The 18,931-nt window shown below is 61.9% G+C and carries 21 protein-coding genes; 13 read left to right on the top strand and 8 right to left on the bottom strand.

Translation table 11 applies throughout. The annotated features are described in order from the left end of the window. Window positions 1-142: 142 nt before the first annotated feature. Together ACGLHT_RS24645 and dinG are read right to left on the bottom strand one after the other, a co-directional pair. Window positions 143-2,377 (bottom strand): beta-galactosidase, encoded by a 2,235-nt coding sequence (locus ACGLHT_RS24645; protein WP_274120304.1) that lies wholly within the window; start codon window positions 2,375-2,377, stop codon window positions 143-145. Between the two features lie 81 nt (window positions 2,378-2,458). After that, a complete protein-coding gene (gene dinG, locus ACGLHT_RS24640) occupies window positions 2,459-4,603 on the bottom strand; it encodes an ATP-dependent DNA helicase DinG (RefSeq protein ID WP_013973931.1) in 2,145 nt (714 codons plus the stop codon). A 98-nt stretch (window positions 4,604-4,701) separates the two neighbouring features. Here dinG and ACGLHT_RS24635 point away from each other — a divergent pair, with 98 nt between their 5' ends. Continuing rightward, window positions 4,702-5,166: a CopD family protein gene (locus ACGLHT_RS24635; RefSeq protein ID WP_075046126.1), complete on the top strand. Its 465-nt coding sequence runs from the start codon at window positions 4,702-4,704 to the stop codon at window positions 5,164-5,166. Between the two features lie 86 nt (window positions 5,167-5,252). On the opposite strand, the gene ACGLHT_RS24630 is transcribed toward ACGLHT_RS24635, so the two are convergent. From ACGLHT_RS24630 to ACGLHT_RS24615, 4 genes are all read right to left on the bottom strand, one after another. Next, window positions 5,253-6,011, bottom strand: coding sequence for a collagen-like protein (locus ACGLHT_RS24630; protein WP_274120305.1), 759 nt, complete (start codon window positions 6,009-6,011; stop codon window positions 5,253-5,255). Next, the gene (locus tag ACGLHT_RS24625) at window positions 6,004-6,279 is read right to left on the bottom strand and encodes a DUF1145 domain-containing protein (protein ID WP_025340369.1); all 276 of its coding nucleotides are present in this window, start codon (window positions 6,277-6,279) and stop codon (window positions 6,004-6,006) included. Before ACGLHT_RS24625 ends, ACGLHT_RS24630 begins: the two co-directional genes overlap by 8 nt. Before the next feature lie 98 nt (window positions 6,280-6,377). After that, window positions 6,378-7,097, bottom strand: coding sequence for an OmpA family protein (locus tag ACGLHT_RS24620; protein ID WP_137164705.1), 720 nt, complete (start codon window positions 7,095-7,097; stop codon window positions 6,378-6,380). Between the two features lie 89 nt (window positions 7,098-7,186). Further along, complete coding sequence (locus ACGLHT_RS24615; protein ID WP_025340371.1) at window positions 7,187-7,879, bottom strand: OmpA family protein; 693 nt, start codon at window positions 7,877-7,879, stop codon at window positions 7,187-7,189. A gap of 159 nt (window positions 7,880-8,038) precedes the next feature. Here ACGLHT_RS24615 and ACGLHT_RS24610 point away from each other — a divergent pair, with 159 nt between their 5' ends. The 11 genes from ACGLHT_RS24610 (at window position 8,039) to ACGLHT_RS24560 (ending at window position 15,930) form a co-directional block, all read left to right on the top strand. After that, a complete protein-coding gene (locus ACGLHT_RS24610) occupies window positions 8,039-8,533 on the top strand; it encodes a DUF6231 family protein (protein ID WP_087500243.1) in 495 nt (164 codons plus the stop codon). A 227-nt stretch (window positions 8,534-8,760) separates the two neighbouring features. Beyond that, complete coding sequence (locus ACGLHT_RS24605) at window positions 8,761-10,035, top strand: site-specific integrase (protein ID WP_274120306.1); 1,275 nt, start codon at window positions 8,761-8,763, stop codon at window positions 10,033-10,035. A gap of 593 nt (window positions 10,036-10,628) precedes the next feature. Next, a complete protein-coding gene (locus ACGLHT_RS24600; RefSeq protein WP_274120307.1) occupies window positions 10,629-11,264 on the top strand; it encodes a hypothetical protein in 636 nt (211 codons plus the stop codon). 141 nt (window positions 11,265-11,405) lie between these two features. After that, on the top strand, window positions 11,406-11,735 hold the full coding sequence (locus tag ACGLHT_RS24595; RefSeq protein ID WP_274120308.1) for a hypothetical protein: 330 nt from the start codon (window positions 11,406-11,408) through the stop codon (window positions 11,733-11,735). 303 nt (window positions 11,736-12,038) lie between these two features. After that, window positions 12,039-12,440 carry a hypothetical protein gene (locus tag ACGLHT_RS24590; RefSeq protein ID WP_137137686.1) on the top strand — a complete coding sequence of 134 codons (402 nt, stop codon included), beginning with the start codon at window positions 12,039-12,041 and terminating at the stop codon, window positions 12,438-12,440. Window positions 12,441-12,494: 54 nt separating this feature from the next. Beyond that, window positions 12,495-13,496: a hypothetical protein gene (locus ACGLHT_RS24585; RefSeq protein ID WP_274120309.1), complete on the top strand. Its 1,002-nt coding sequence runs from the start codon at window positions 12,495-12,497 to the stop codon at window positions 13,494-13,496. Between the two features lie 204 nt (window positions 13,497-13,700). After that, window positions 13,701-13,901: a hypothetical protein gene (locus ACGLHT_RS24580; protein ID WP_274120310.1), complete on the top strand. Its 201-nt coding sequence runs from the start codon at window positions 13,701-13,703 to the stop codon at window positions 13,899-13,901. A 2-nt stretch (window positions 13,902-13,903) separates the two neighbouring features. After that, window positions 13,904-14,380, top strand: a complete 477-nt coding sequence (locus ACGLHT_RS24575) for a Rha family transcriptional regulator (RefSeq protein ID WP_274120311.1) — start codon at window positions 13,904-13,906, stop codon at window positions 14,378-14,380. Between the two features lie 380 nt (window positions 14,381-14,760). Further along, a complete protein-coding gene (locus ACGLHT_RS24570; protein ID WP_015271542.1) occupies window positions 14,761-15,237 on the top strand; it encodes a YchJ family protein in 477 nt (158 codons plus the stop codon). 2 nt (window positions 15,238-15,239) lie between these two features. Beyond that, a complete protein-coding gene (locus tag ACGLHT_RS24565; protein WP_075046129.1) occupies window positions 15,240-15,725 on the top strand; it encodes an LEA type 2 family protein in 486 nt (161 codons plus the stop codon). A 7-nt stretch (window positions 15,726-15,732) separates the two neighbouring features. Next, a complete protein-coding gene (locus ACGLHT_RS24560; RefSeq protein ID WP_003258907.1) occupies window positions 15,733-15,930 on the top strand; it encodes an SEC-C metal-binding domain-containing protein in 198 nt (65 codons plus the stop codon). 54 nt (window positions 15,931-15,984) lie between these two features. Here the strand turns inward: ACGLHT_RS24560 and ACGLHT_RS24555 are convergent, their stop codons facing one another. Continuing rightward, window positions 15,985-17,181 carry an MFS transporter gene (locus ACGLHT_RS24555; RefSeq protein ID WP_025340374.1) on the bottom strand — a complete coding sequence of 399 codons (1,197 nt, stop codon included), beginning with the start codon at window positions 17,179-17,181 and terminating at the stop codon, window positions 15,985-15,987. Between the two features lie 154 nt (window positions 17,182-17,335). On the opposite strand from ACGLHT_RS24555, the gene ACGLHT_RS24550 reads away from it, so the two are divergent. Further along, on the top strand, window positions 17,336-18,676 hold the full coding sequence (locus ACGLHT_RS24550) for a PLP-dependent aminotransferase family protein (protein WP_274079432.1): 1,341 nt from the start codon (window positions 17,336-17,338) through the stop codon (window positions 18,674-18,676). Here the strand turns inward: ACGLHT_RS24550 and ACGLHT_RS24545 are convergent. Next, window positions 18,666-18,931 (bottom strand): hypothetical protein (locus ACGLHT_RS24545; RefSeq protein WP_394520517.1); only part of this gene is annotated, 266 nt, incomplete at its 5' end. The two genes, ACGLHT_RS24550 and ACGLHT_RS24545, sit on opposite strands and share 11 nt — an antisense overlap.

Raw genomic sequence — 18,931 nt, 5'->3', positions numbered from 1 at the left:
GGTCACTGTGGGAGCGGCCTTGTGTCGCGATGGGCTGCGCAGCAGCCCCGGCAATTTGTGCATTGCGGCGGAGATCCTGGGGCTGCTGCGCAGCCCATCGCGACACAAGGCCGCTCCTACACCAGACCGCGTCAGCCGGTTGCTAGGGCGCCGGTTTTTCCAGTTGGGCGCGCAGCTGGCTCATTGCCTGCAAGTTGCTCTTGCGCACGGCATCGACAAACCCCGGGTATGGCATATCGGTGATCGCCACCAACCCAAGGTGGCCGTTCTCGCCGTCGAGCAGGCGGCCGCTGGCCGGCTGGTCGAGGTACTGGAACCAGTGCGCGCCAACGATCATCGGCTGCGCCAGGGCCGCCTTGAGGAAGTTGCCGTAGGCCGGGCCACGGTCTTCTTCCCGCGCCACTTCCAGCGGCCCCGGCCAGAACGGCCCGCGATCGCGCGAGCCGAACTGGAACTCGGACACCAACACCGGCTTGTCCAGCTCGGCCAGGCGGGCGAAGTCGTAGCCATCCTGCGGCTTGAGGGTATAGAAGTTGAAGCTGAGCACATCGCAGAACTCCGCGCAGGCCTTGACCGCCTCCGGCGTGCTGACGGCATAGCGGCCACCCAGCAGCAGGTGATTGGGCGCATGCCATTTCAAGGAGTCGGCAATGGTCCTGAAGTAGGTTTCGGCGAACACCTGCTGGAAGTGCTGGTAATCACGCTCGATTTCCGGGTGCTCCGGGTCGGGCAACGGTGCCTCGAAGCCCGGGTCCTCCATCAGTTCCCAGGCGGTCAGCTCGATGCCCCAGGCCTTGGACAGCCCTTCCTGGTTGCGGTACTTGTCACGCAACTGCTTGAGGAAGGCGCGCTTGGCCGGTACATCGGTGGTCAGGCGCAAGGTACCGTAGGCCAGGCCATAACGCGCCTTCGGGTCGCTACCGGGGGCGGCCCAGGCCAGTTCGTTGTCGGCGAAATAGCCGATCAGCCAGGGGTCGTCACGGTGATCGCGGGCGGCAATGGCCACGGCGCGCTCGGTGGCCATGGCAAAACGCGGGTCGAACGGGTCGGGCATGCGACCCCACCAGTCCATGCCGGTGCTGATGCTGGCGTAATCCCCCACGATCGATAGTGGCAAGGTGTACGGCATGCGCCTGGACTGGCCCAGGGCCGGCTCGCTCCAGTTGCCGACCGTGTTGAAACCCCAGGCCTGCAGGCGGTCGAGCGCATGCGCCTGCCAGCGGGCGGTATCCAGCGCCAATGGTGGGCAGTTGGCCGGCTGCCCTTCTACCGCGGGCGGGCAGGGTTTGCCATAGGTGCGCTGCAGGTTGGCGGCATAGAAATCGAACCAGCGCCCCTGTTTGAAGTTGCGCCCTTGCGACGAGGGGTTGCCGTCGTCGTTGTTGCCGTCGCCATAGAATGCGGCCAGTGCATCACCCTCGCCCGGCAACGCCTTGAACATCCCTTCACGCCCGGCGACGTAGGTACGCCCGCCATCCGCGGCCACGGCATTCACCCCCAGGGAATAGAACGGATGCCCCTCGGGCGTTACCAGGTACCAGCGGCCGTCACGCTTTTCGGTGCGGAAGAAGCCTTTGGCCTCGAACGCCGGCCCGGCCAGCAGGCCACCGTACGCATCCAGCTGCTGCTTGCCACGCTCTGCCAGCCAGCCTTTGAGCTGTTGCTGCTCACGTGCATCGGCCGCCTTGAGCTGCTCGTCATTGGCAACCTTTTCAGGCCAATGGCCGCGGGTGGACTGGCCATAGGCATCGATCAGCTCATGGTAGGCCGCCTTGTAGGCCTGGTCGTCATCCTGGATGCCGACCCGCTCGATCAGCAGGTTCTGCGCCACCTTAGGGTTGGGGATACTCAGGCTGACCGACGCCACCTGCTTGAGGTCGACCGCGCCGGCGCTGCTGGTCAGCAGCAGGCGCTGGCCGCCATGGTTCCAGGGCATGGGCGGGCCGGCGCGCATGCCCTGGCTCAGCGGCGAGCTGGCCGTCAGCGGTACCATCACGGTTTGCGCAGGACCGGCCGGAAGGTCGATGCGGCTGGTCAACGTGCGGCCATCACTGCCCTGCACCATGACGTCCACGGTCAGCGCCCAATCCATCGCGCTTTGCAGGCGCAAGGTCAGGAACTGACCGCCGGACCAATCCCACACACCGCTTTGCGGGCTGAGGCGCAGGGTCGGCCGCTGGGCCGGGTTGAACACCACGCGCCGCAACACTTCGCCTTCGGCCGTCTGCTCCGCGTTGTACTGCGGCATGCCGGCATCCTCGGTCGCCACGTTGACCACCGAGGCCGGGCGCACGAAGCTGAACAGCGTCTGCTGCCCAGCCAGCAAGGGCGAGCTGAACAACAGGGCAAAAATGGCGGGCAGGGTACGGCGGACCATAAGGCTGGGGCTCTCCTTCAGGGCCCTCATGGCCCACGACTGAGTAATGGACATCGCGCCGGAGCAAGTGTGCTCCGGCGGTCAGGAAATCTCCCGCCGGAACGGCGGCAGCGCATTGAGAATAGCCTTGCCGTAGCGCTGGGTGACCAGGCGCCGGTCAAGCAAGGTGATGACACCGCGGTCCTGTTCGGTTCGCAGCAGGCGGCCGCAGGCCTGGATCAGCCGCAGCGAGGCGTCGGGCACGGCAATTTCCATGAACGGGTTGCCGCCGCGAGCTTCGATCCACTCAGCCAACGCCGCTTCGACCGGGTCGTCGGGCACGGCAAAGGGAATCTTGGCGATCACCACGTGCTCGCAGTAGGCACCCGGCAGGTCGACACCCTCGGCAAAGCTGGCCAGGCCGAACAGCACGCTGTGCTGGCCATCGTCAACCCGCGCCTTGTGCTTGTTCAGGGTTTCCTGCTTGGACAGGTTGCCCTGGATCAGCACCAGCTTGCGCCAGTCACGGTCCAGGCCATCGAACACGTCCTGCATCTGCTTGCGCGAGGAGAACAGCACCAGCGCGCCGCGGGCATCTTCGACGATGTTCGGCAGTTCGCGGATGATCGCTGCGGTATGCGCCGCCGCATCGCGCGGGTCGGCCTTGAGGTCGGGGACCCGCAGCAGGCCGGCATCGCCATGCACGAACGGGCTGGGCACCACGCAGGTGACCGCGTCACGCGGCAACCCCGAGCGCATGCGGAAGCGGTCGAACTTGCCCAGCGCGGTCAGCGTCGCCGAGGTCACCAGCGCGCCATGGGCCACGCTCCACAGGCTGCGGCGAAGCATTTCGGCGGCCAGGATGGGGCTGGCGTTGACTTCGATATCGAACAGCGCACCGCTCTCGGCCAGGGTCAGCCAGCGGGCCATGGGCGGGCTGTCTTCCGGGTCTTCGGCGGTAAAGGCCGTCCACAGCTCCCAGTTGCCCTGGGCACGGGTGACCAGGCTACCGAACAGCGGGTACCACTCCTCGGCCTGATGGCTGGCGATGCCGATGTTGACCTCACCGTCCATGCCCTCCTTGAGCAGGTCGGCCAGGCGGGTGAACAGGTCGTTGAGGCGGGCAAAGCCCTTTTTCAGCTCGATGCCCACTTCGCGAATCTGCTCCGGCACCACGCCACCTTCGAAGCGGTAGCGCGGGCGCTCACGGCCTTCGTTGTCCTCGCTGGGGCGGAAGTCGGCAACCTGCTCGCACAGGGTGAACATGAACTGCTGCTGGGTGCGCACTTCCCGCGCAAGCTCCGGCACCTGTTCGATGTACTTGCCCAGGTCACCGGGCAGCGGGTGCTGGGCCAGCAGCTTGGTCAGGTTCTTGGCGGTCTGTTCCAGCCAGTCGGCAGTGGAGCGCAGGCGCGAATAGTGGGCGAAATGGCCGATGGCCTTGTCCGGCAGGTGGTGGCCTTCGTCGAACACGTACATGGTGTCGCGCGGGTCGGGCAATACCGCGCCGCCGCCCAAGGCCAGGTCGGCCAGCACCATGTCGTGGTTGGTGACGATCACGTCGACCTTGCCCATGCCTTCGCGGGCCTTGTAGAACACGCACTGCTGGAAGTTCGGGCAATGACGGCCGGTGCACTGGCTGTGGTCGGTGGTCAGGCGCGCCCAGTCCTGGTCTTCCAGGGCTTCGGGCCAGCTGTCGCGGTCACCGTCCCAGCGGTTGCCGGCAAGCTTCTCGATCATGCTGTTGAACAGCTTCTGGCTGCGCTCGTCGACTTCGATGTGGAAGCCTTCTTCCTCGAACAGCTGGGCGGTGGCCGATTGGGCGTGGCCCTCCTGCAGCAGGATGTCGAGCTTGGACAGGCACAGATAGCGGCCACGGCCCTTGGCCAGGGCGAAGCTGAAGTTCAGCCCGCTGCTGCGCATGAGGTCGGGCAGGTCCTTGAAGACGATCTGCTCCTGCAGCGCCACGGTGGCGGTGGCGATCACCAGGCGCTTGCCGGCGGCCTTGGCGGCCGGAATGGCAGCCAGGCTGTAGGCCACCGTCTTGCCGGTACCGGTGCCCGCCTCCACTGCCACCACGGCAGGCTCGCCGGCACGGCGGCCTTCTTCGTCGCAGGCGATGTCGCCAAGCACCTTGGCCACTTCGGCGATCATCAGGCGCTGGCCATAGCGCGGCTTGAGGCTCTTGGCTTCGAGAAAACGCGTATAGGCGCCCTGGATGGTGGCTTTGAGTTCGTTGCTGATCATGGTCTGCAGGCGCCCGGCGGGCTGGATATATTTTCAGTGTTTCGCATGGGGCGGCTATCATACCCCGCTATTGCCCTTTATGCCGCATGGAGATCCGGATGCTTGCCTTTGCCCTGCCCTACACACTGCATGTCCTGGCCGCCCTGGTATGGGTCGGCGGCATGTTCTTCGCCTGGCTGGTGCTGCGCCCGGCAACGGTTGCAGCCCTTGAAGGGCCTGCCCGGCTGCGCTTGTGGGTGGAAGTTTTCCGACGCTTCTTCGGTTGGGTCTGGCTGGCCGTGGCGATTTTGGCGATAAGTGGTATCGGCATGTTGCACATGCGCTTCAGCGGCTTCGAGACTGCACCGAAGTATGTGCAGGTGATGATCGGTGGGGGCATCGCCATGTTTGCCCTGTTCATGCGCATCCAGGCGTTGCTGCTGCCGGAGTTGAGGGCGGCGGTGCAGGCCGAAGACTGGCCGGCAGGTGCGGCAGTGCTGGGGCGGATTCGGCGGATGGTGGGAATCAATCTGCTGCTGGGCCTGGCGGTGGTAGCCGTGGCCAGTTCGCGGCTGATGTTCTGATATTGCCTGCACCGGCCCTATCGCCGGCAAGCCAGCTCCCACAGGTACTGCACATGGCTTGCCGGCGATAGGGCCAGTACAGGTTTTCACAAGCGCTGCAGAATCAGCTCACCTGCAGCGCCGGCCAACCCAGGCTGGCCCGGCTGCCCCGGCCGGCCGTTGGCGCCGGCGTCTGTGCGGTACACCAGGCAACCCTTGCTAGCCCCGCCCTTGCCGGCCTTGCCTGCAGCCCCGGCCTTGCCCGGTGCGCCGCCGTCCAGGCGCACCACGATGCGTTCTTGCGGGAAGCCCTGCGGCACGCTCAAGCGGATGCGCCCACCCGGCGCACCATCGTGCCCGTTGCCGCCGTCATCGCCATCGGCACCGCGGCTGGCCTGGCCCCAGGTGCAGCCACCGGCCTGGCCGTTGGCGCCATCGAGCCCCACGTACCCCGGCGCACCGGCACCGCCACGGGCATCGATGGCCAGGCGCTCGGCATCCACTTCAGCCAGTTTCAGGTCCAGGCTGCGGCCCGACCGGGCTCCCCGCTGGTAAGTACCCGCCGCTCCCGGCGCACTGAATTCGCTACCCTCACCCAACCGCGCGCTGCGCGCCTCGATCAGCAACGGGCTATCGGACGGCGCAATGGCGATACGCGCATCGCGCCCCAACTCCAGCTGGTCGACCTTCAACTCAGCGAGCGTGGCAGGCAGCAGCAGGGTTGCGGCATCGGCGACTCGCAACTGTGCCAGGTGCACGCTTGCCGACTTGTCGGGCAAGCGCAGCATGGAATTGGCGGCGACCTCCAGGCTTTCGGCCTGGGCCAGGGGAACGGCCAACATGGCCAGCAACATCAGATTACGCATTTCGCGGCGCCTCCTGCACACGGGGGATGGACATGACATGGAAGATACCCGTCAACAGGATCTGCAGACGATCGAACCAGCGGTGGCTGCGCCCGCGCAGGCTGCCATTGAAGAACAGCACTTCGAGCAGGTGCAGGCCCAGCAAGGTGATGCCGGCGGCGTTGATCAGCAGGTTGAACGGCAAGGGTTGTGGCATCAACTGATTGAACAACACCACACCCCAGAAAGCGACTGTCAGGACCTTGCCCAAGCCCAGGATGAACTTCATATCCCGCCCCCATGGATTGTTGTTATGTCGAGACGGCCCGTTCGAGCGGGCCGTGCGACCAACATTAACTGCAATGTCAGGACAGGCGCCAGCACCACTCAGTTGAGGTGCAGCTCCACCCGTCGGTTGCGGGCGCGGCCCTCCTCGCTTTCGTTGTCGGTGAGCGGTTCACTCTCGCCGCGCCCCTGGCTGGTGACCTTGCCCGCCTCCAGCCCCTGGCTGATCAGGTAAACGGCCACGCTGCTGGCGCGGCGTTCGGAAAGTGCCTGGTTGTAGCTGTCGGAGCCCACGTTGTCGGTATGCCCGATCACGCTTACTTTCGCCACTGTCGGTGAATCGAGCTTCGCCACCAGGCCTTGCAGGCGCTGCTGGGCCGCCGGGGTCAGCTCGGCGGAATCGAAGGCGAACATCACCGCGCCGTTGTCATCCAGGATGATCACCTCTGGCGAGGGTTCAGGTTCAGTGGCGGGCGGCGATGCGGGGTACACCTTCAACGGGCAACCCATGTGGTCGACCGCAGTGTTGGCGGGGGTATCGGGGCAAAGATCGCGGCGGTCGAAAATACCGTCGCCATCTTCGTCGCCATCCTGGGCGTAACAGATCAGGCCCCCGGCAATGGCGCCAAGGGCACCGCCGCCAGCCGCCCAGCTCGAACTTTCGATGGCGCCCAGGCCACCACCGACCAGGCCGCCGAGCAGGCTGCAGATGGGCCAGGTTCTCTGGTTGAGCGGCGCGCCGCCATCGCTGTGGGTGGCGCAGCCCGCGAGCAGGCTGACAGCCACCCACAGCGGCAGCGCCGCCTTCGACGTCACACTCATGCTGAATGCTCCTGTGTCATTGGCCACGGACGGTTGACCGCCGTGAAGGCGCGCCCGTGCCACTGCTCAAGGCACGGGCGCACGCCGTTCTACCGCTGGATCTTGATCTCGGTACGGCGGTTCATGGCGCGCCCATCGGCCGTGGCGTTGTCTGCCACCGGCTGGGTTTCGCCGGCACCGACCACCGACACGAAACTGCTGCGCGGCACACCGCTCTCGACCAGGTAATCGGTCACCGAGTGGGCACGGCGCTCGGACAGTTTCTGGTTGTAGCTGTCGGAGCCGACGCTGTCGGTATGGCCGCTGACGCTCAGGCGGGCGGACGGCGCTTCCTGTTTCAGGCGCGTGGCAATGGTGTTGAGGCGCTCCTTGTCGCTGGCGGTCAGGCGCGCAGAGTCGAACTCGAAGTGCACATCGCGGATGACGATGACTTCTTCCTTCTGCACCACCACTTCCTCGACCACCGCGGCCGGCTCTGGCGGGCAGCCGTTGGCATCGACCTGCACACCGCGCGGGGTGCCTGGGCACTTGTCACGGCTGTCCGGCACGCCGTCGCCATCCTCGTCGCCATCGCCATGGGCCCAGCAATAGCCCGCCGCCAGGCCACCGCCCAGCAACGCGCCCCAACCAGCCCAGCTGGAGCTCTCGATGGCGCCCAGGGCAGCGCCGCTTACACCCCCGACGGCGGCACATTTCGGCCAGTCGGTCTTTTGCAAACCTGCACAACCAGTCAACACACTGGTGAGCAGAACCAGGGGTATCGCTGTGCGTACTATGCTCATTTCATTGCTTCTCCTAGGGGGAATCGGCATAAGGCCGATTTCAGGGAGTAAAGACCGAGCATCTGATCCCTGCCACCAATAAGCCACGACACAGTCACATGCCTCTTTGCCCGCACGCTGCGGCCCGCTAGTCTTGGACGACTTCAACGAGGATTGCCAATGACCGACGGTTTTTCCCAGCGCACCCCGCAGCAGGCCCTGGCGGCCCTGCTCGAGCGCTTCACCCCGCAACGCCTGCTGCTGGTGGGCACGCGCTTCCCGGCGCTGGACGCCTTCGCCCAGGCGCACCCACAGGTAACCATCGCCACGGCCGCCCCAGGCCCGCTGCCGGCCGAACTGGCAGCCCAGCGCTTTGACCTGGCGGTACTGGTGGACTGCCTGGAGCACCTGCCCAAACGCACCGGCCTGGAATTGCTCGGCGGCATTCGCAACCTCAATGCCAGCCGGGTCGCGGTGCTGGCCGACCTGGCCGCCTGTGGCTGGCAAGACACCGATTTCTTTGCCCTGGCCCTGTCGGCCAGCGAGAAATTCCGCCGTGACCAGCAGGTATTGAGCCTGTTCACCTATGATCTACATGACTACAAGCAGGTACCGGACTGGCTGAATGCCAAGTTCTGGGCCAACCCGGAAATGTTTGGCAAGTACTGGTGGTAAACCCATGAATATCAAGGGCTTACCTCACCATGAACGCTATCGAAGCTATGCCAGAGCAGGGCCAACTGTCACCAGCCTGTAACCAGCCTTGTCACCAACGACCATCTCAGGCCCTTTCGGTCTGGCATTACAGACGGTCAGGAATCTATTACCTGAGGGTTCGCCCTCGGGGATGCTCAACCCGTAGTCTCGCCATCTCTCTCCGTTCCACCGATAGGCCAACCGCTATGCAGTTCTCCAAGGACATCCTCAAGACACTGGCTGTCTTCCACCTCGACAGCCCTGAGGCTTCGTGGGAGGACCTCAAGGAGCGCCTCAAAGAGATCGCTGAGGACGCCCTACAGGGCCATAGCGAGGACTCACGGGGCCTCTACATGGAAATATATGACCAGATGAGCAACCACCTCGCTGAGGCTGCCTCGCTTGGTCGGTTCACTGGGAGCCAGCAGCGAGCCATCGGGATAGGCCAGCGGGTTCTCAGGGCTGCTCAGGAGCGTCTTGAGGGGCGTCCTCAGGAACTCACGGAGATCATTGGGGAGCTGTCTTGTAGCACGTCTGTAGCCCCTTCCGTGTCCCTATCTGTAAATGCGTCCTCGACAGACCCGATTACCTTCGAGGGCCTCTCTGAACTGTTCATCAAGGAACGCCAAGGCAACGTGGAAGGTTCGACCCTGAAGGCCATTCAATCGAACTGTAGGACTCTCTCGGGGCTTCTTGGGGACCTCGACATCAAGACCCACACAAGGGCTGATATGGTGGCGCTCAAAGAGCGTGTGATGGATGGCCGCAAGGTCCTGACAGTCAACAAGCTATTGACCCAGCTATCCACTGTCATGGATTGGGCCGTAAACAATGGCTTCCTTGAGCGCTCCTATGACAAGGGCCTGAAGATCGAGAAAGGGGCTGACAGTGAGCGTAGGCCCTTCTCTCGTGATGAGGTGGCAACCATCATGGACCATGCCAACGCCTTGCCTGCAACTGACTGGAAGCGCTGGGCGCTGTCTCTGGGTGTCCTCACAGGTGCCCGAATTGGCGAGCTGTACCAATTGACTCAAGACGATGTGAAGCAAGTGAATGGCATCACTGTTATCGACATCAACAAAGATGAGCAAGGGAAGACCCTGAAGAATGACTTCTCGGTTCGACAGGTGCCTCTGGTCGATGGGGCCTATGGGTTCTCCCTCAAGACCTTCCTTGAGTGGGTCGCATCGGAACCGGGCAAGTTATTCAAGGCGAAGGCTCACTATTTCAACAAGCCGCTCAATGAGGCCCTACGTGAGCCGCTGGGGTTGAAGGCAGGCAGTGACCAGTCGTTCCACTCACTGAGGCATTCCCTGTCGGGTCTGCTGAAGGCCGCAGCGACACCTGAGGTCATCGCTCAGAGCATCACCGGGCACAGCTCAGGGAACATCACTTACGACCTCTACGCGGGGTCTCAGAGGGTTCCCGTGGGGACACTCCATGAGGCTCTGGTTAAAGCGTTTTCCCTGATACTAAAATAGTGGCTTTGCCCATCGCATCTCAAGGAAGTGATTCAATGTTAGCGACCATATTTATAGCGATCCTCTGTTTTGTCTTATGGAACGTCCTCAAAGGCACTCTCAGGGCGACCATTAGCCGTTCTGTTCAGTATGCCGCGTCACGGGGTGTTCCTTATGATTTTGCCAGGGCGATGATGGCTGATAGGGCAGTGGTCAAACAGGCTCGACTCCATCTGGTGGGCCATAGTCCGGATATGCGGAGAGAACCGGTCTACGTTCAGTATGGGATTTCAATAATGTATTTGTACGAAGTTTCTGAGCAGGGGAAGCAGCATGTTTGAGTTTATCGGGATCGTAGTAGCTTTGATTTTCGGATGGGCTGTATTGCAAATGATTGCCAGCCGGGTATTCCCAGAGTACGGACTAAAAAGAGCCCAGCGGCGATACATGAAAGAGCCAAGCGCAGAGAACGAGCGTCTGATGTGGGATGCTCGTCATAGGCTCAATCGACGTAAGCGCGGTTAACGCTACCTTAATAGGCACCATGGGAATTGGTGTCGCAAAAACCCTCACTATGGCTGCACGTTCGCAGCGGCCATATGAGGACCACTATCATGACCCTGCTCACTCAACCCGGACCACTTCACCGCCACGTAGATCACGAAACAGGCACCATCCTTCATATTGACCCGATCACAGGCGAGGTCATCAGCCGCAAGGATATGGTCCGACCTGCCAACCTCGAAGCCCAGTATCAGTCATGGGCCGCTGAGCGTCTTGCCGATGAGTCCCTCTTTGAGGACCAACAGAAAGCCGCCAAGAGCCTGACCAACAAGGCCCAAGGGCAACCCCAAGAGACCCCAAACGATGAGCCTAAGCGAGGCCGTGGACGCCCAAAGGCCACCTTCGCTAACCCTGTCGCAGTCTACATGCACCTGCTTGCGATTCCCGATCCGCTGCCATGGGTAGACGACATCGTTACTGGGTCGATCATCACCAGTGCCGGAGTCACCAACGGGAAGATCAACGTCAAGGCCCGAGCGGTCATCGGTGCGTTGTTCCTTTCGGAGATCACAGCGGACGCCTGTAAGACCAATGAGTATTCCTTGAGGACCGCCCAACGAATCGCCAAGGCTGCCCGACACGCTGCCCATGGGATCGCTTCGTATGTCGAGAGACACCCAGACATCAAGGCTGAGATTGTGGCTGAGGTAGGCGCAGAGGCTCTATTCCGGGGCTTAGCGACTTAACGCCGGATAATATAAAGAAAATCTCAACGACCATCTTCAGGTCAAAGCATCGACCAGACCCAGAGGGAGAGGGGTTGTTAATTACAACTCCCCTCATCTCAAAAGGCATCTTTAAGAACACCTCAAAGGAGACCTCACACCATGACCATCATTGTCTGCCCAGCTAACTCACGCCTCACCGATCAGGACGTGTCTATCTTGTCCACTGTATTCCCTCGACCTGCTCGAACCCAGCTCATTGAGCTACGCAGAACTCTCAGTGACCACCGTTTCAACTTCAGGACCTACAAGGATGGACAGGTCACCTTTGACATGGATGGTCTGGCCCAACGGGTCCTCGCTAAGTGTCCCCAAAAGACCCTCGACCGTTTGAACCAGCTACTTGAACAAGGGTTGTGTCTGCAAGCCATCGCCTCGACTCACTTGAGGATTCCATTAAGCGGCCCTGAAGGAATTTCACTCACAACTTAAAGGCGTCCGTCAAGACTGTCGTTAAAAACCCTCACTATGGGTAAGACAGGAAGACCAACAACAAATAATTTCCTCGACCCTGTACAACAGCCGTCGCCACGGTTGATCCCTTCGATGCCCTTCAGGCTTGCCATGTCCTGAATCAGCGTCATCAACACCGCCAGCCAACTGGCACCACTTGAAACCCAGAACCTTTTGATCGTCCTTGAAGATGCCCGCGAAGGCTTTCTCCTTGGCCGTCTGGTCGTGCGCGTCTATGGCGCAAGGACGAATCAAAGGGTCCCCAATAGGAGAACCCAAGCCATGAAAATCACTATCACGAAAGTCCTGAAGAACGAAGTCACCGTGTCGGGCCAGACCCTGAACCGTGAGTACGTCGAGAACATCATGCTGCCCATGCTGGTCGCCCAATGCGGGACCGTTAAGGGCCAGCAATTCGAGATCGTTAAGGCGTTCGATGAGGCCGGTCTGTCGCTCCAAGCGATTCCCGTAGTTGCCCGAGAGTACCGCCAGCACCTCTATCAAGAGGCCCAAGAGAAGGCACAGCGAGAGGCTGAGGCCCGTTGGCATCAAGAGCGCTGCCGTGTGCCCACAGACCGAGAGATGGCCCAAGCGAAGGCTGATCGAGATGCCCGGAACGCTGCCATTCGTGAGCACGGTGAACGTATCCGGGCTGCCTCTCGGGCCAATAGTGGTGGCTGGTAACAGTACCGCCCTCGACACACCTACTTCATTCAATTACTTCAGGACACAAAAATCATGACTAAGCCATTCCAGTACACCAAGCCATCCACCTACACCACCGCTATTGTCGATGGAAACAACGGGTCAATCCGATTCAACAATAGCGATGTCCGCTCAGGGACCCAAGCGGCCACCGATGTGTCCGTCTACGTGGAGGCCCTTGTGGAAGCCGCTGAGGACTACTTGAACGGCGATGAGTGGCGAGAGGCTGCCATGGAGGCAACCCCTTGTGAGTTCCGTCCGGCTGGCTCTGAAGCCACTGGGCAACAAATCATCACCATGGCCGACCGCTCTGTAGCCTTCGACCCTCGCAAGAACTGGGATAACGAGACCATCAGCAAGGGTGAAGTCCTGGCCGGTTCTGTGATCTTCACCGAGGCAACCGACACAGCATTGGTCATCAGCCACCGCGCCACCATCCTCGACCACAATCTGATGGCAGGCTTCACCGTCCAGTCTATGGAGCAAACCGCTGACAAGATGCTCCGTGACATTGAGCACAGCGCAGCCGGTAAGGTCGCTGCTATCTTGGCAACCGCCCCAAGCACCGAGAGCGTCTCTGAGGCCAAGCCAACGGGTAAGCCTGCTGAGATCGCTGAGGACCTCATCGACATCCTCACGACCCACGTTAACCAGACTGTAGGGACCTCGCTGAGTGACTTCGTGATCCTGCTCCCAGTGTCTCTGGTGGCTGTCCTTGAGCGTGCTGCTCAACGTGCCGGTCAGGACTCTATTGAGGAACTCATTGGCGCAGGCGTACAGCCGTACACCGGGACCGACCACGGCATCTTTATGTTGCCCAAGCTGTTCACCTCGCTGAGCTACCGTGAGCGCCAAGACGGCAGCGTGTGGCGCATCGAAGCGACCCGCAATCCGAACGCCCAAGGCTGGGACCTTGAGATCATGGCTGTGGTGGACATCATCGCCAATGGCATGGTCAAGGTGAAGCTCACTACCGATGGTCTTCAGACCGTCCAAGTGCCGTTCCCGCTGGTCACTCGCATTGCCCTGAGCTGATCGTAAAGAGCCTCGTAAGGCCGGACCTAAAGAGGGACCGGCAGGGGCACGGCTTCACCTATCCGCATCATCGCCCGTCGCTGGGCATCCATCTAATCGAAAGTCTTTCTGTTTGCTCTCTGTGCCACCGGCAGAACCCTTGTCTGGGGTCTTTCGGCTGCCCGTGGGAGCGAACTCAGAGAGCAAACAAAAGGAAAACAGACAATGAAATCAATCAAAAGCATTTCCCGACTGACCACCGTTCGGAATATCGACACTGAGCTGGCTAAGGCCCCTGAGGGTTCCGTAAAGGCCCGACTACTGGCCCAAGCAAAGGCCATGGGAATCACCCTTGAGCAGTTCGAGGAATGTGTCTATGACACCGTAGCGGCCCTTACAGACGCTGACCAAGTGGTGGGAGCATGAACATGAGCACCAATACAGCAACCATCTTCGAGAACATCTCCAAGGCTGGAGCGGTATCCCCAACGACACTCAACGGCTTACCCGGTATGTCGTCCTTGGAGATCGCTGAGATCACCGGCAAACACCACCGTCACGTCCTTCGGGATATCTCCAAGATGCTCAGTGAGCTGGGGGTGGACGTAAGCCCAAATCTGGGCGCGCCTCAACACGTAGGCACCCAGTACCGAGATGTTCAAGGGAAGCTCCGTCCGCTGACCATCCTCGACAAAGAGCTGACCTTTACGCTGCTCTCCCGGTATTCCTTCAAGCTGTCCAACATGATCGTCAAGCGATGGCTCGAACTGGAAGGGTCTGGCTTTGAGCGTGTCTCGGTGCAAGCCTCTGTGGTCCACCTGATCGAACGTGAGCGCTGCCCCTTTGGGGACATCAAGAAGATGGCCAGAAGGCACCAGCGCTTAGCAGCCCTCAAGGCCCGCTGAGGCCATCTAACCGTCAACCAATAGGAGAACCCCATGGACCACCTACAGGCCCTCTACTGGGTCTGTCTGGTCGTTCAACTGGGGTTCTGGTTGTGGTCTCACAGGCCCCCTTGAGAATCTGACAGAAAAATCTGAAAGGTCACCATTACAAGACTTCCCGCGCAGGCTCCCCCGTGGGCCCTCGCATGGGTGCCCGTGGGCGCGTTAAGGACCCCAGTTAATTCGCCCTTGCGGTCTCGCTGTCTGTCACCAACACTGTCACCAGCTTTGTCACCAAATTCCTTGAGGTCCTCTATGAAGCCCGCTACGCTTGGCCTGCCGCCATACCCCACTCAGTTCTGGGCCAACCCTGAAAACTTCGGCAAGTACTGGTGGTGATGATGAGTGTCTCGGTCTGCCCTTGTGGCAGTGGCAACCTGCTCGACGCCTGCTGCGGGCATTACCATGCCGGCACCCCGGCACCTGATGCCCAGGCGCTGATGCGCTCACGCTACAGCGCTTACGTGCTGGGCCTGGTCGACTATCTGGTGGCCACCACCCTGCCCGCCCAGCAAGCCGGCCTGGACCGTGCCGCCATGGCCGCCTGGAGCGCCCAGAGCACCTGGCTGGGCCTGGAGGTGGAAAGCGCAGAGGTGCTGGGCGGCCAGCCGGAGCACGGTTTTGTCACCTTCACTGCACGCTGGCACGACCAGGAGGGTGACCATCAGCACCGCGAACGCTCGGCATTCGTCCAGCATGCCGGGCGCTGGTACTTCATCGACCCCACGGTCGGGCTCAAGGCCGGGCGCAACGACCCCTGCCCCTGCGCCAGCGGCCAGAAGTTCAAGAAATGCTGCGCCAGTTACGTGGGTAGCTGAACATGATCGCCCGCACCCGCCCGCTGCTGCTCGCCACCCTGATGGCATGCCTGGCACTGCTGGCGGGCTGCGCCAGCTGGGGCAGTGATGACTGGCGCGAACCCGAGGTGCACCTGGTCGAGGTGGAGACGGTCAAGGCCAGGTTGCTGGAGCAGGAGTTCGTGCTGCATCTGCGAATCGACAACCCCAATGACAGCCGCCTGTTCATCCGCAACCTGTCGTATGCCATACGCCTCAACGACCTGTTGCTGGTGCAGGATGAAACCAGCGTGTGGCGCAGTGTCGGCGGGCATGCCCGGCGTACTTTCAAGATCACCGCGCGGACCAACCTGTGGCAGCACCTGAAACCACTGGCCAAGCTGCTGAAAAGCGAACAACCGCTGCACTACAGCCTGCAGGGCGAGCTGGCGACCGGGTTGCTCATCCATCGGGACCTGCACTTGTCGCGCAGTGGTGAGATAATCCCCGGTGATTACAAACCGGAGTAACCCTGCAATGTCCCAGCAACCCCACGTTCATGGCCCTGACTGCAACCACGATCATGATCACCACCACGATCATGGCCATGTACACGGCCCGCACTGCAACCACGGCCACCAGGAGCCGGTACGCAACGCCCTGAAGGACGTTGGCCGTAACGACCCGTGCCCGTGCGGTAGCCAGAAAAAGTTCAAGAAGTGCCACGGCGCCTGACCTGAACAGCACTTGCGCGTCCCTGCCGTGGGCCGCGCAGTGGGTAGCCGGGGCCTAGCTGGCCCTGGCAGGCCCTGAAACCTTGCGCTGCAGCACCCCTGCGGTAGCCATGAGCAGCACGATGCACAGGGCCATGCAGATGGCATTGGTGCCATCCCAACCGACCGTGCCCAGCAACAGCGACGGGCTGAATGCGCCAATGGTCGCGAACACCGCGATGGCCAGATCGTTCTTCCCCTGCATCTGCATCGCTGCCGGGCTGTTTTGCAGCGTCTGCGCCAACAGCGCCCCACCGCCCACGTAGGTCAGGTTCCAACCCAGGCCCAGGGCTATCAGTGACAAGGTCATCATCGCGTAGCTGTGCGACCACATGTTCATGGCCGTGCAACCGATCAGCAGGCCCAGGCCGAGACAGATGGTGGCCCGGATGCCGAGCTTGTGGATGATGGCGCCGGTGAAGAACGACGGCGCAAACATGGCAATCACATGCCATTGAATCGCCAGGCGAACGTCGGAAAAGTCCTCATGCATGTGTTTCATGTGCATGGACGCCTGGATCATCAGCAAATTCATGATCCCGTAGCCCAGCGCGGCCACTGCCATGGCCACGGCAACCACCGGGCTCAGCGGCTCGGCGGTCGTGCCAGCCGGTTTCGCTGCACGGTCGTTACTGGCGGTGCCGGTATCGCCGGGCAGGCAGGCCGCTGTCAGCAACGACATCACCGCCAGGCCGACAAAAGCGGCGTAGCACAGCGAAAACAGCGGATACCCACCAACGTCCCTCAACCACTCGGTGAGCGCCGGCCCGACCACGGCGGCGATCACCCCACCGGCCACGACCAGGGAAAGCGCCTTGGGCTTCAGGTTCTGGGCCAGATTGTCGGTGGCCGCGAAGCGGTTGAAGTTGGCAAACGCAATGTAGATGCCCAATGCCGAATGGCTGATCACCAGCATCGGGAACTGCTGGTACTGCACCGCCAGGTAACCACTGATGCCAGACACCGCCAAAGGGATCGAGCCCAGCATGAAGGCGCGCTTGCGGCCAATACGGCTCATCAGCCTGGAGACCGGATAGGTGGCCAGCATCAGGCAGAGGAACTGGAAACCATAGGGCACGGTGGACCACGTGGCGGCAGGCGCCAGCGCCGCCCCGACAATGGCCGCCATGGTCACGGACATGACCGCAGTCGTCAGGTTGATCGATTGCGCGGTGAAATACAGGTACGTGCGCCGCGGGAGTGTGCTCGACATAGCGTGTGCTCACGGTTGGTGGACGGGTCGATTCGGCATTGGGAAAGCTGCCGACAGGTGCATGGTCGCATCTGCCGTGCCCTGAAATTCGAACAGTCGACGCGCTTTCCGGTTAACTGTTAGGCTGTTTTTTCTAACAGCTGCTGGACCCGCCATGCGCCCGCACAGCCTTCATGACCAGTTGAAACAGCGCCTCGAAGCCGGCGAATGGCTGCCCGGCCAGCGCATGCCGTCCATCCGCAAGCTGACGGCGGCGGTTGGCTGCAGCTACCACGATGTCGTCTCCAGCTATGCCCGGCTGGTCAGCGAAGGTGTGTTGACTGCCATTCCTGGCCGCGGCTACTTCGTCGCCAGCCACACACGGCAAACCGGCGCAGTGGATGCGCCCGCAGGCATGGCCGGCGACCCACTGTTCAAGCTGCTGCAGGGGGGCCAGCACTACATCAAACTGGGCAGCGGCTGGCTGCCACCCGCCTGGCGTGACACCGAGCTGCTGGCCAAGGCGATTCGGCGCACGGCGCGGCTGGAGCAGAGCTCGTTGGCGGAATATGGCGACATCCAGGGCTACCTGCCCATGCGCAAACAGCTGTGCGTGCACCTGAAACGCCTGACCCGTGTCGATGCCCGGCCAAGCCAGTTGCTGACTACGCTGGGCGCCACACAAGCGCTGGACCTGGTGGCGCGGTTGTTGATCAAGCCAGGCGATCACGTGTTCGTCGACGAGCCCGGCAACGGCAACCTGATCAAACTGATCCAGTTGGCCGGCGGCCACGTGGTCGGGGTGCGCCGAACCCAGGACGGACCAAGCGTGGAAGACATGCAGGAGCACCTGGCCAGGCACAAGGTGAAGGCGTTCTTCTGCAACAGCACCTTCCACAACCCGACCGGCGGCAACATCAGCCCGCACAATGCCTTCAGCGTCCTGCGCCTGGCGGTGGAACACGACTTCTTCGTGGTCGAGGACGATGTCTACGGCGACTTCAGCCCGGGTGTGCGCCAGACCTTTGCCGAACTGGACAACCTTGAGCGGGTCATCTACATCGGCAGCTTCTCGAAATGCCTGTCCGCTTCATTGCGCGTGGGCTACATCGCCTGCTCGGCAGAGCTTATAGAGCCGCTGACGCGCCTGAAGCTGCTGACCTGCGTGGCGGTGCCGGCGTTTTGCGAACGCTTCGTCAACACCATCTTGTCCGACGGCACCTATGCCCGGCACATGCAAGACCTGCAGCAGCGCCTGATCCGGCAGCAGGCGCAGACCCAGCAGTTGTTGCGGGCGCGTGGCTGGCAGTTCGACATAACGCCCCAAGGCGGCATGTTCCTGTGGGTCTACCACCCCGAACTGGCCGACCTGCAGCCTTTCATGCGTCGCCTGGAACAGCACAAGGTGCTATTGATGCCAGGCTCGGCCTTCGCCGTCAGCCGTGACTATCAACGCCTTGCTCGCATCAATTGCACGCACTTTTCCGACGCCGTGGCCGAACATTTCAAGGTTTGAGTGCCTGTCCTGATTTTTGAGGTGGTGCGCAAATCGAGCGCCGCCCGCGCGGCGCTTCGCAGCACAAGGCTGCTCCTACATCTGTTTCGGGCCAGTCACGCCTGTGCCAGTGCACGCGACCGCCTTGTTCGTACAACGCGATATCGAGCCATGCGCCAAAGCGTTCGCGCACAGACCTCACAGGAATAATTGGCCCGAAACAGATGTAGGAGCAGCCTTGTGCTGCGAAGCGCCGCGCGGGCGGCGCTCGATCTC

The organism is Pseudomonas sp. PsB (genome assembly GCF_043658375.1).
In the GTDB taxonomy this organism is placed as follows: domain Bacteria; phylum Pseudomonadota; class Gammaproteobacteria; order Pseudomonadales; family Pseudomonadaceae; genus Aquipseudomonas; species Aquipseudomonas putida_Z.
Note: the sequence above shows the minus strand (reverse complement) of the source record. Positions and strands in the feature narration are given on the sequence as shown.

Bases quoted from the DNA above. Each gene is read 5' to 3' on its own strand.
- ACGLHT_RS24600 (WP_274120307.1), top strand. From the start codon at position 10,629: ATGACCCTGCTCACTCAACCCGGACCACTTCACCGCCACGTAGATCAC.
- ACGLHT_RS24635 (WP_075046126.1), top strand. From the start codon at position 4,702: ATGCTTGCCTTTGCCCTGCCCTACACACTGCATGTCCTGGCCGCCCTG.
- ACGLHT_RS24625 (WP_025340369.1), bottom strand. From the start codon at position 6,279: ATGAAGTTCATCCTGGGCTTGGGCAAGGTCCTGACAGTCGCTTTCTGG.
- ACGLHT_RS24615 (WP_025340371.1), bottom strand. From the start codon at position 7,879: ATGAGCATAGTACGCACAGCGATACCCCTGGTTCTGCTCACCAGTGTG.
- ACGLHT_RS24605 (WP_274120306.1), top strand. From the start codon at position 8,761: ATGCAGTTCTCCAAGGACATCCTCAAGACACTGGCTGTCTTCCACCTC.
- ACGLHT_RS24585 (WP_274120309.1), top strand. From the start codon at position 12,495: ATGACTAAGCCATTCCAGTACACCAAGCCATCCACCTACACCACCGCT.
- ACGLHT_RS24550 (WP_274079432.1), top strand. From the start codon at position 17,336: ATGCGCCCGCACAGCCTTCATGACCAGTTGAAACAGCGCCTCGAAGCC.
- ACGLHT_RS24630 (WP_274120305.1), bottom strand. From the start codon at position 6,011: ATGCGTAATCTGATGTTGCTGGCCATGTTGGCCGTTCCCCTGGCCCAG.
- dinG (WP_013973931.1), bottom strand. From the start codon at position 4,603: ATGATCAGCAACGAACTCAAAGCCACCATCCAGGGCGCCTATACGCGT.
- ACGLHT_RS24595 (WP_274120308.1), top strand. From the start codon at position 11,406: ATGACCATCATTGTCTGCCCAGCTAACTCACGCCTCACCGATCAGGAC.
- ACGLHT_RS24565 (WP_075046129.1), top strand. From the start codon at position 15,240: ATGATCGCCCGCACCCGCCCGCTGCTGCTCGCCACCCTGATGGCATGC.
- ACGLHT_RS24580 (WP_274120310.1), top strand. From the start codon at position 13,701: ATGAAATCAATCAAAAGCATTTCCCGACTGACCACCGTTCGGAATATC.
- ACGLHT_RS24555 (WP_025340374.1), bottom strand. From the start codon at position 17,181: ATGTCGAGCACACTCCCGCGGCGCACGTACCTGTATTTCACCGCGCAA.
- ACGLHT_RS24620 (WP_137164705.1), bottom strand. From the start codon at position 7,097: ATGAGTGTGACGTCGAAGGCGGCGCTGCCGCTGTGGGTGGCTGTCAGC.
- ACGLHT_RS24560 (WP_003258907.1), top strand. From the start codon at position 15,733: ATGTCCCAGCAACCCCACGTTCATGGCCCTGACTGCAACCACGATCAT.
- ACGLHT_RS24570 (WP_015271542.1), top strand. From the start codon at position 14,761: ATGAGTGTCTCGGTCTGCCCTTGTGGCAGTGGCAACCTGCTCGACGCC.
- ACGLHT_RS24590 (WP_137137686.1), top strand. From the start codon at position 12,039: ATGAAAATCACTATCACGAAAGTCCTGAAGAACGAAGTCACCGTGTCG.
- ACGLHT_RS24575 (WP_274120311.1), top strand. From the start codon at position 13,904: ATGAGCACCAATACAGCAACCATCTTCGAGAACATCTCCAAGGCTGGA.
- ACGLHT_RS24610 (WP_087500243.1), top strand. From the start codon at position 8,039: ATGACCGACGGTTTTTCCCAGCGCACCCCGCAGCAGGCCCTGGCGGCC.
- ACGLHT_RS24645 (WP_274120304.1), bottom strand. From the start codon at position 2,377: ATGGTCCGCCGTACCCTGCCCGCCATTTTTGCCCTGTTGTTCAGCTCG.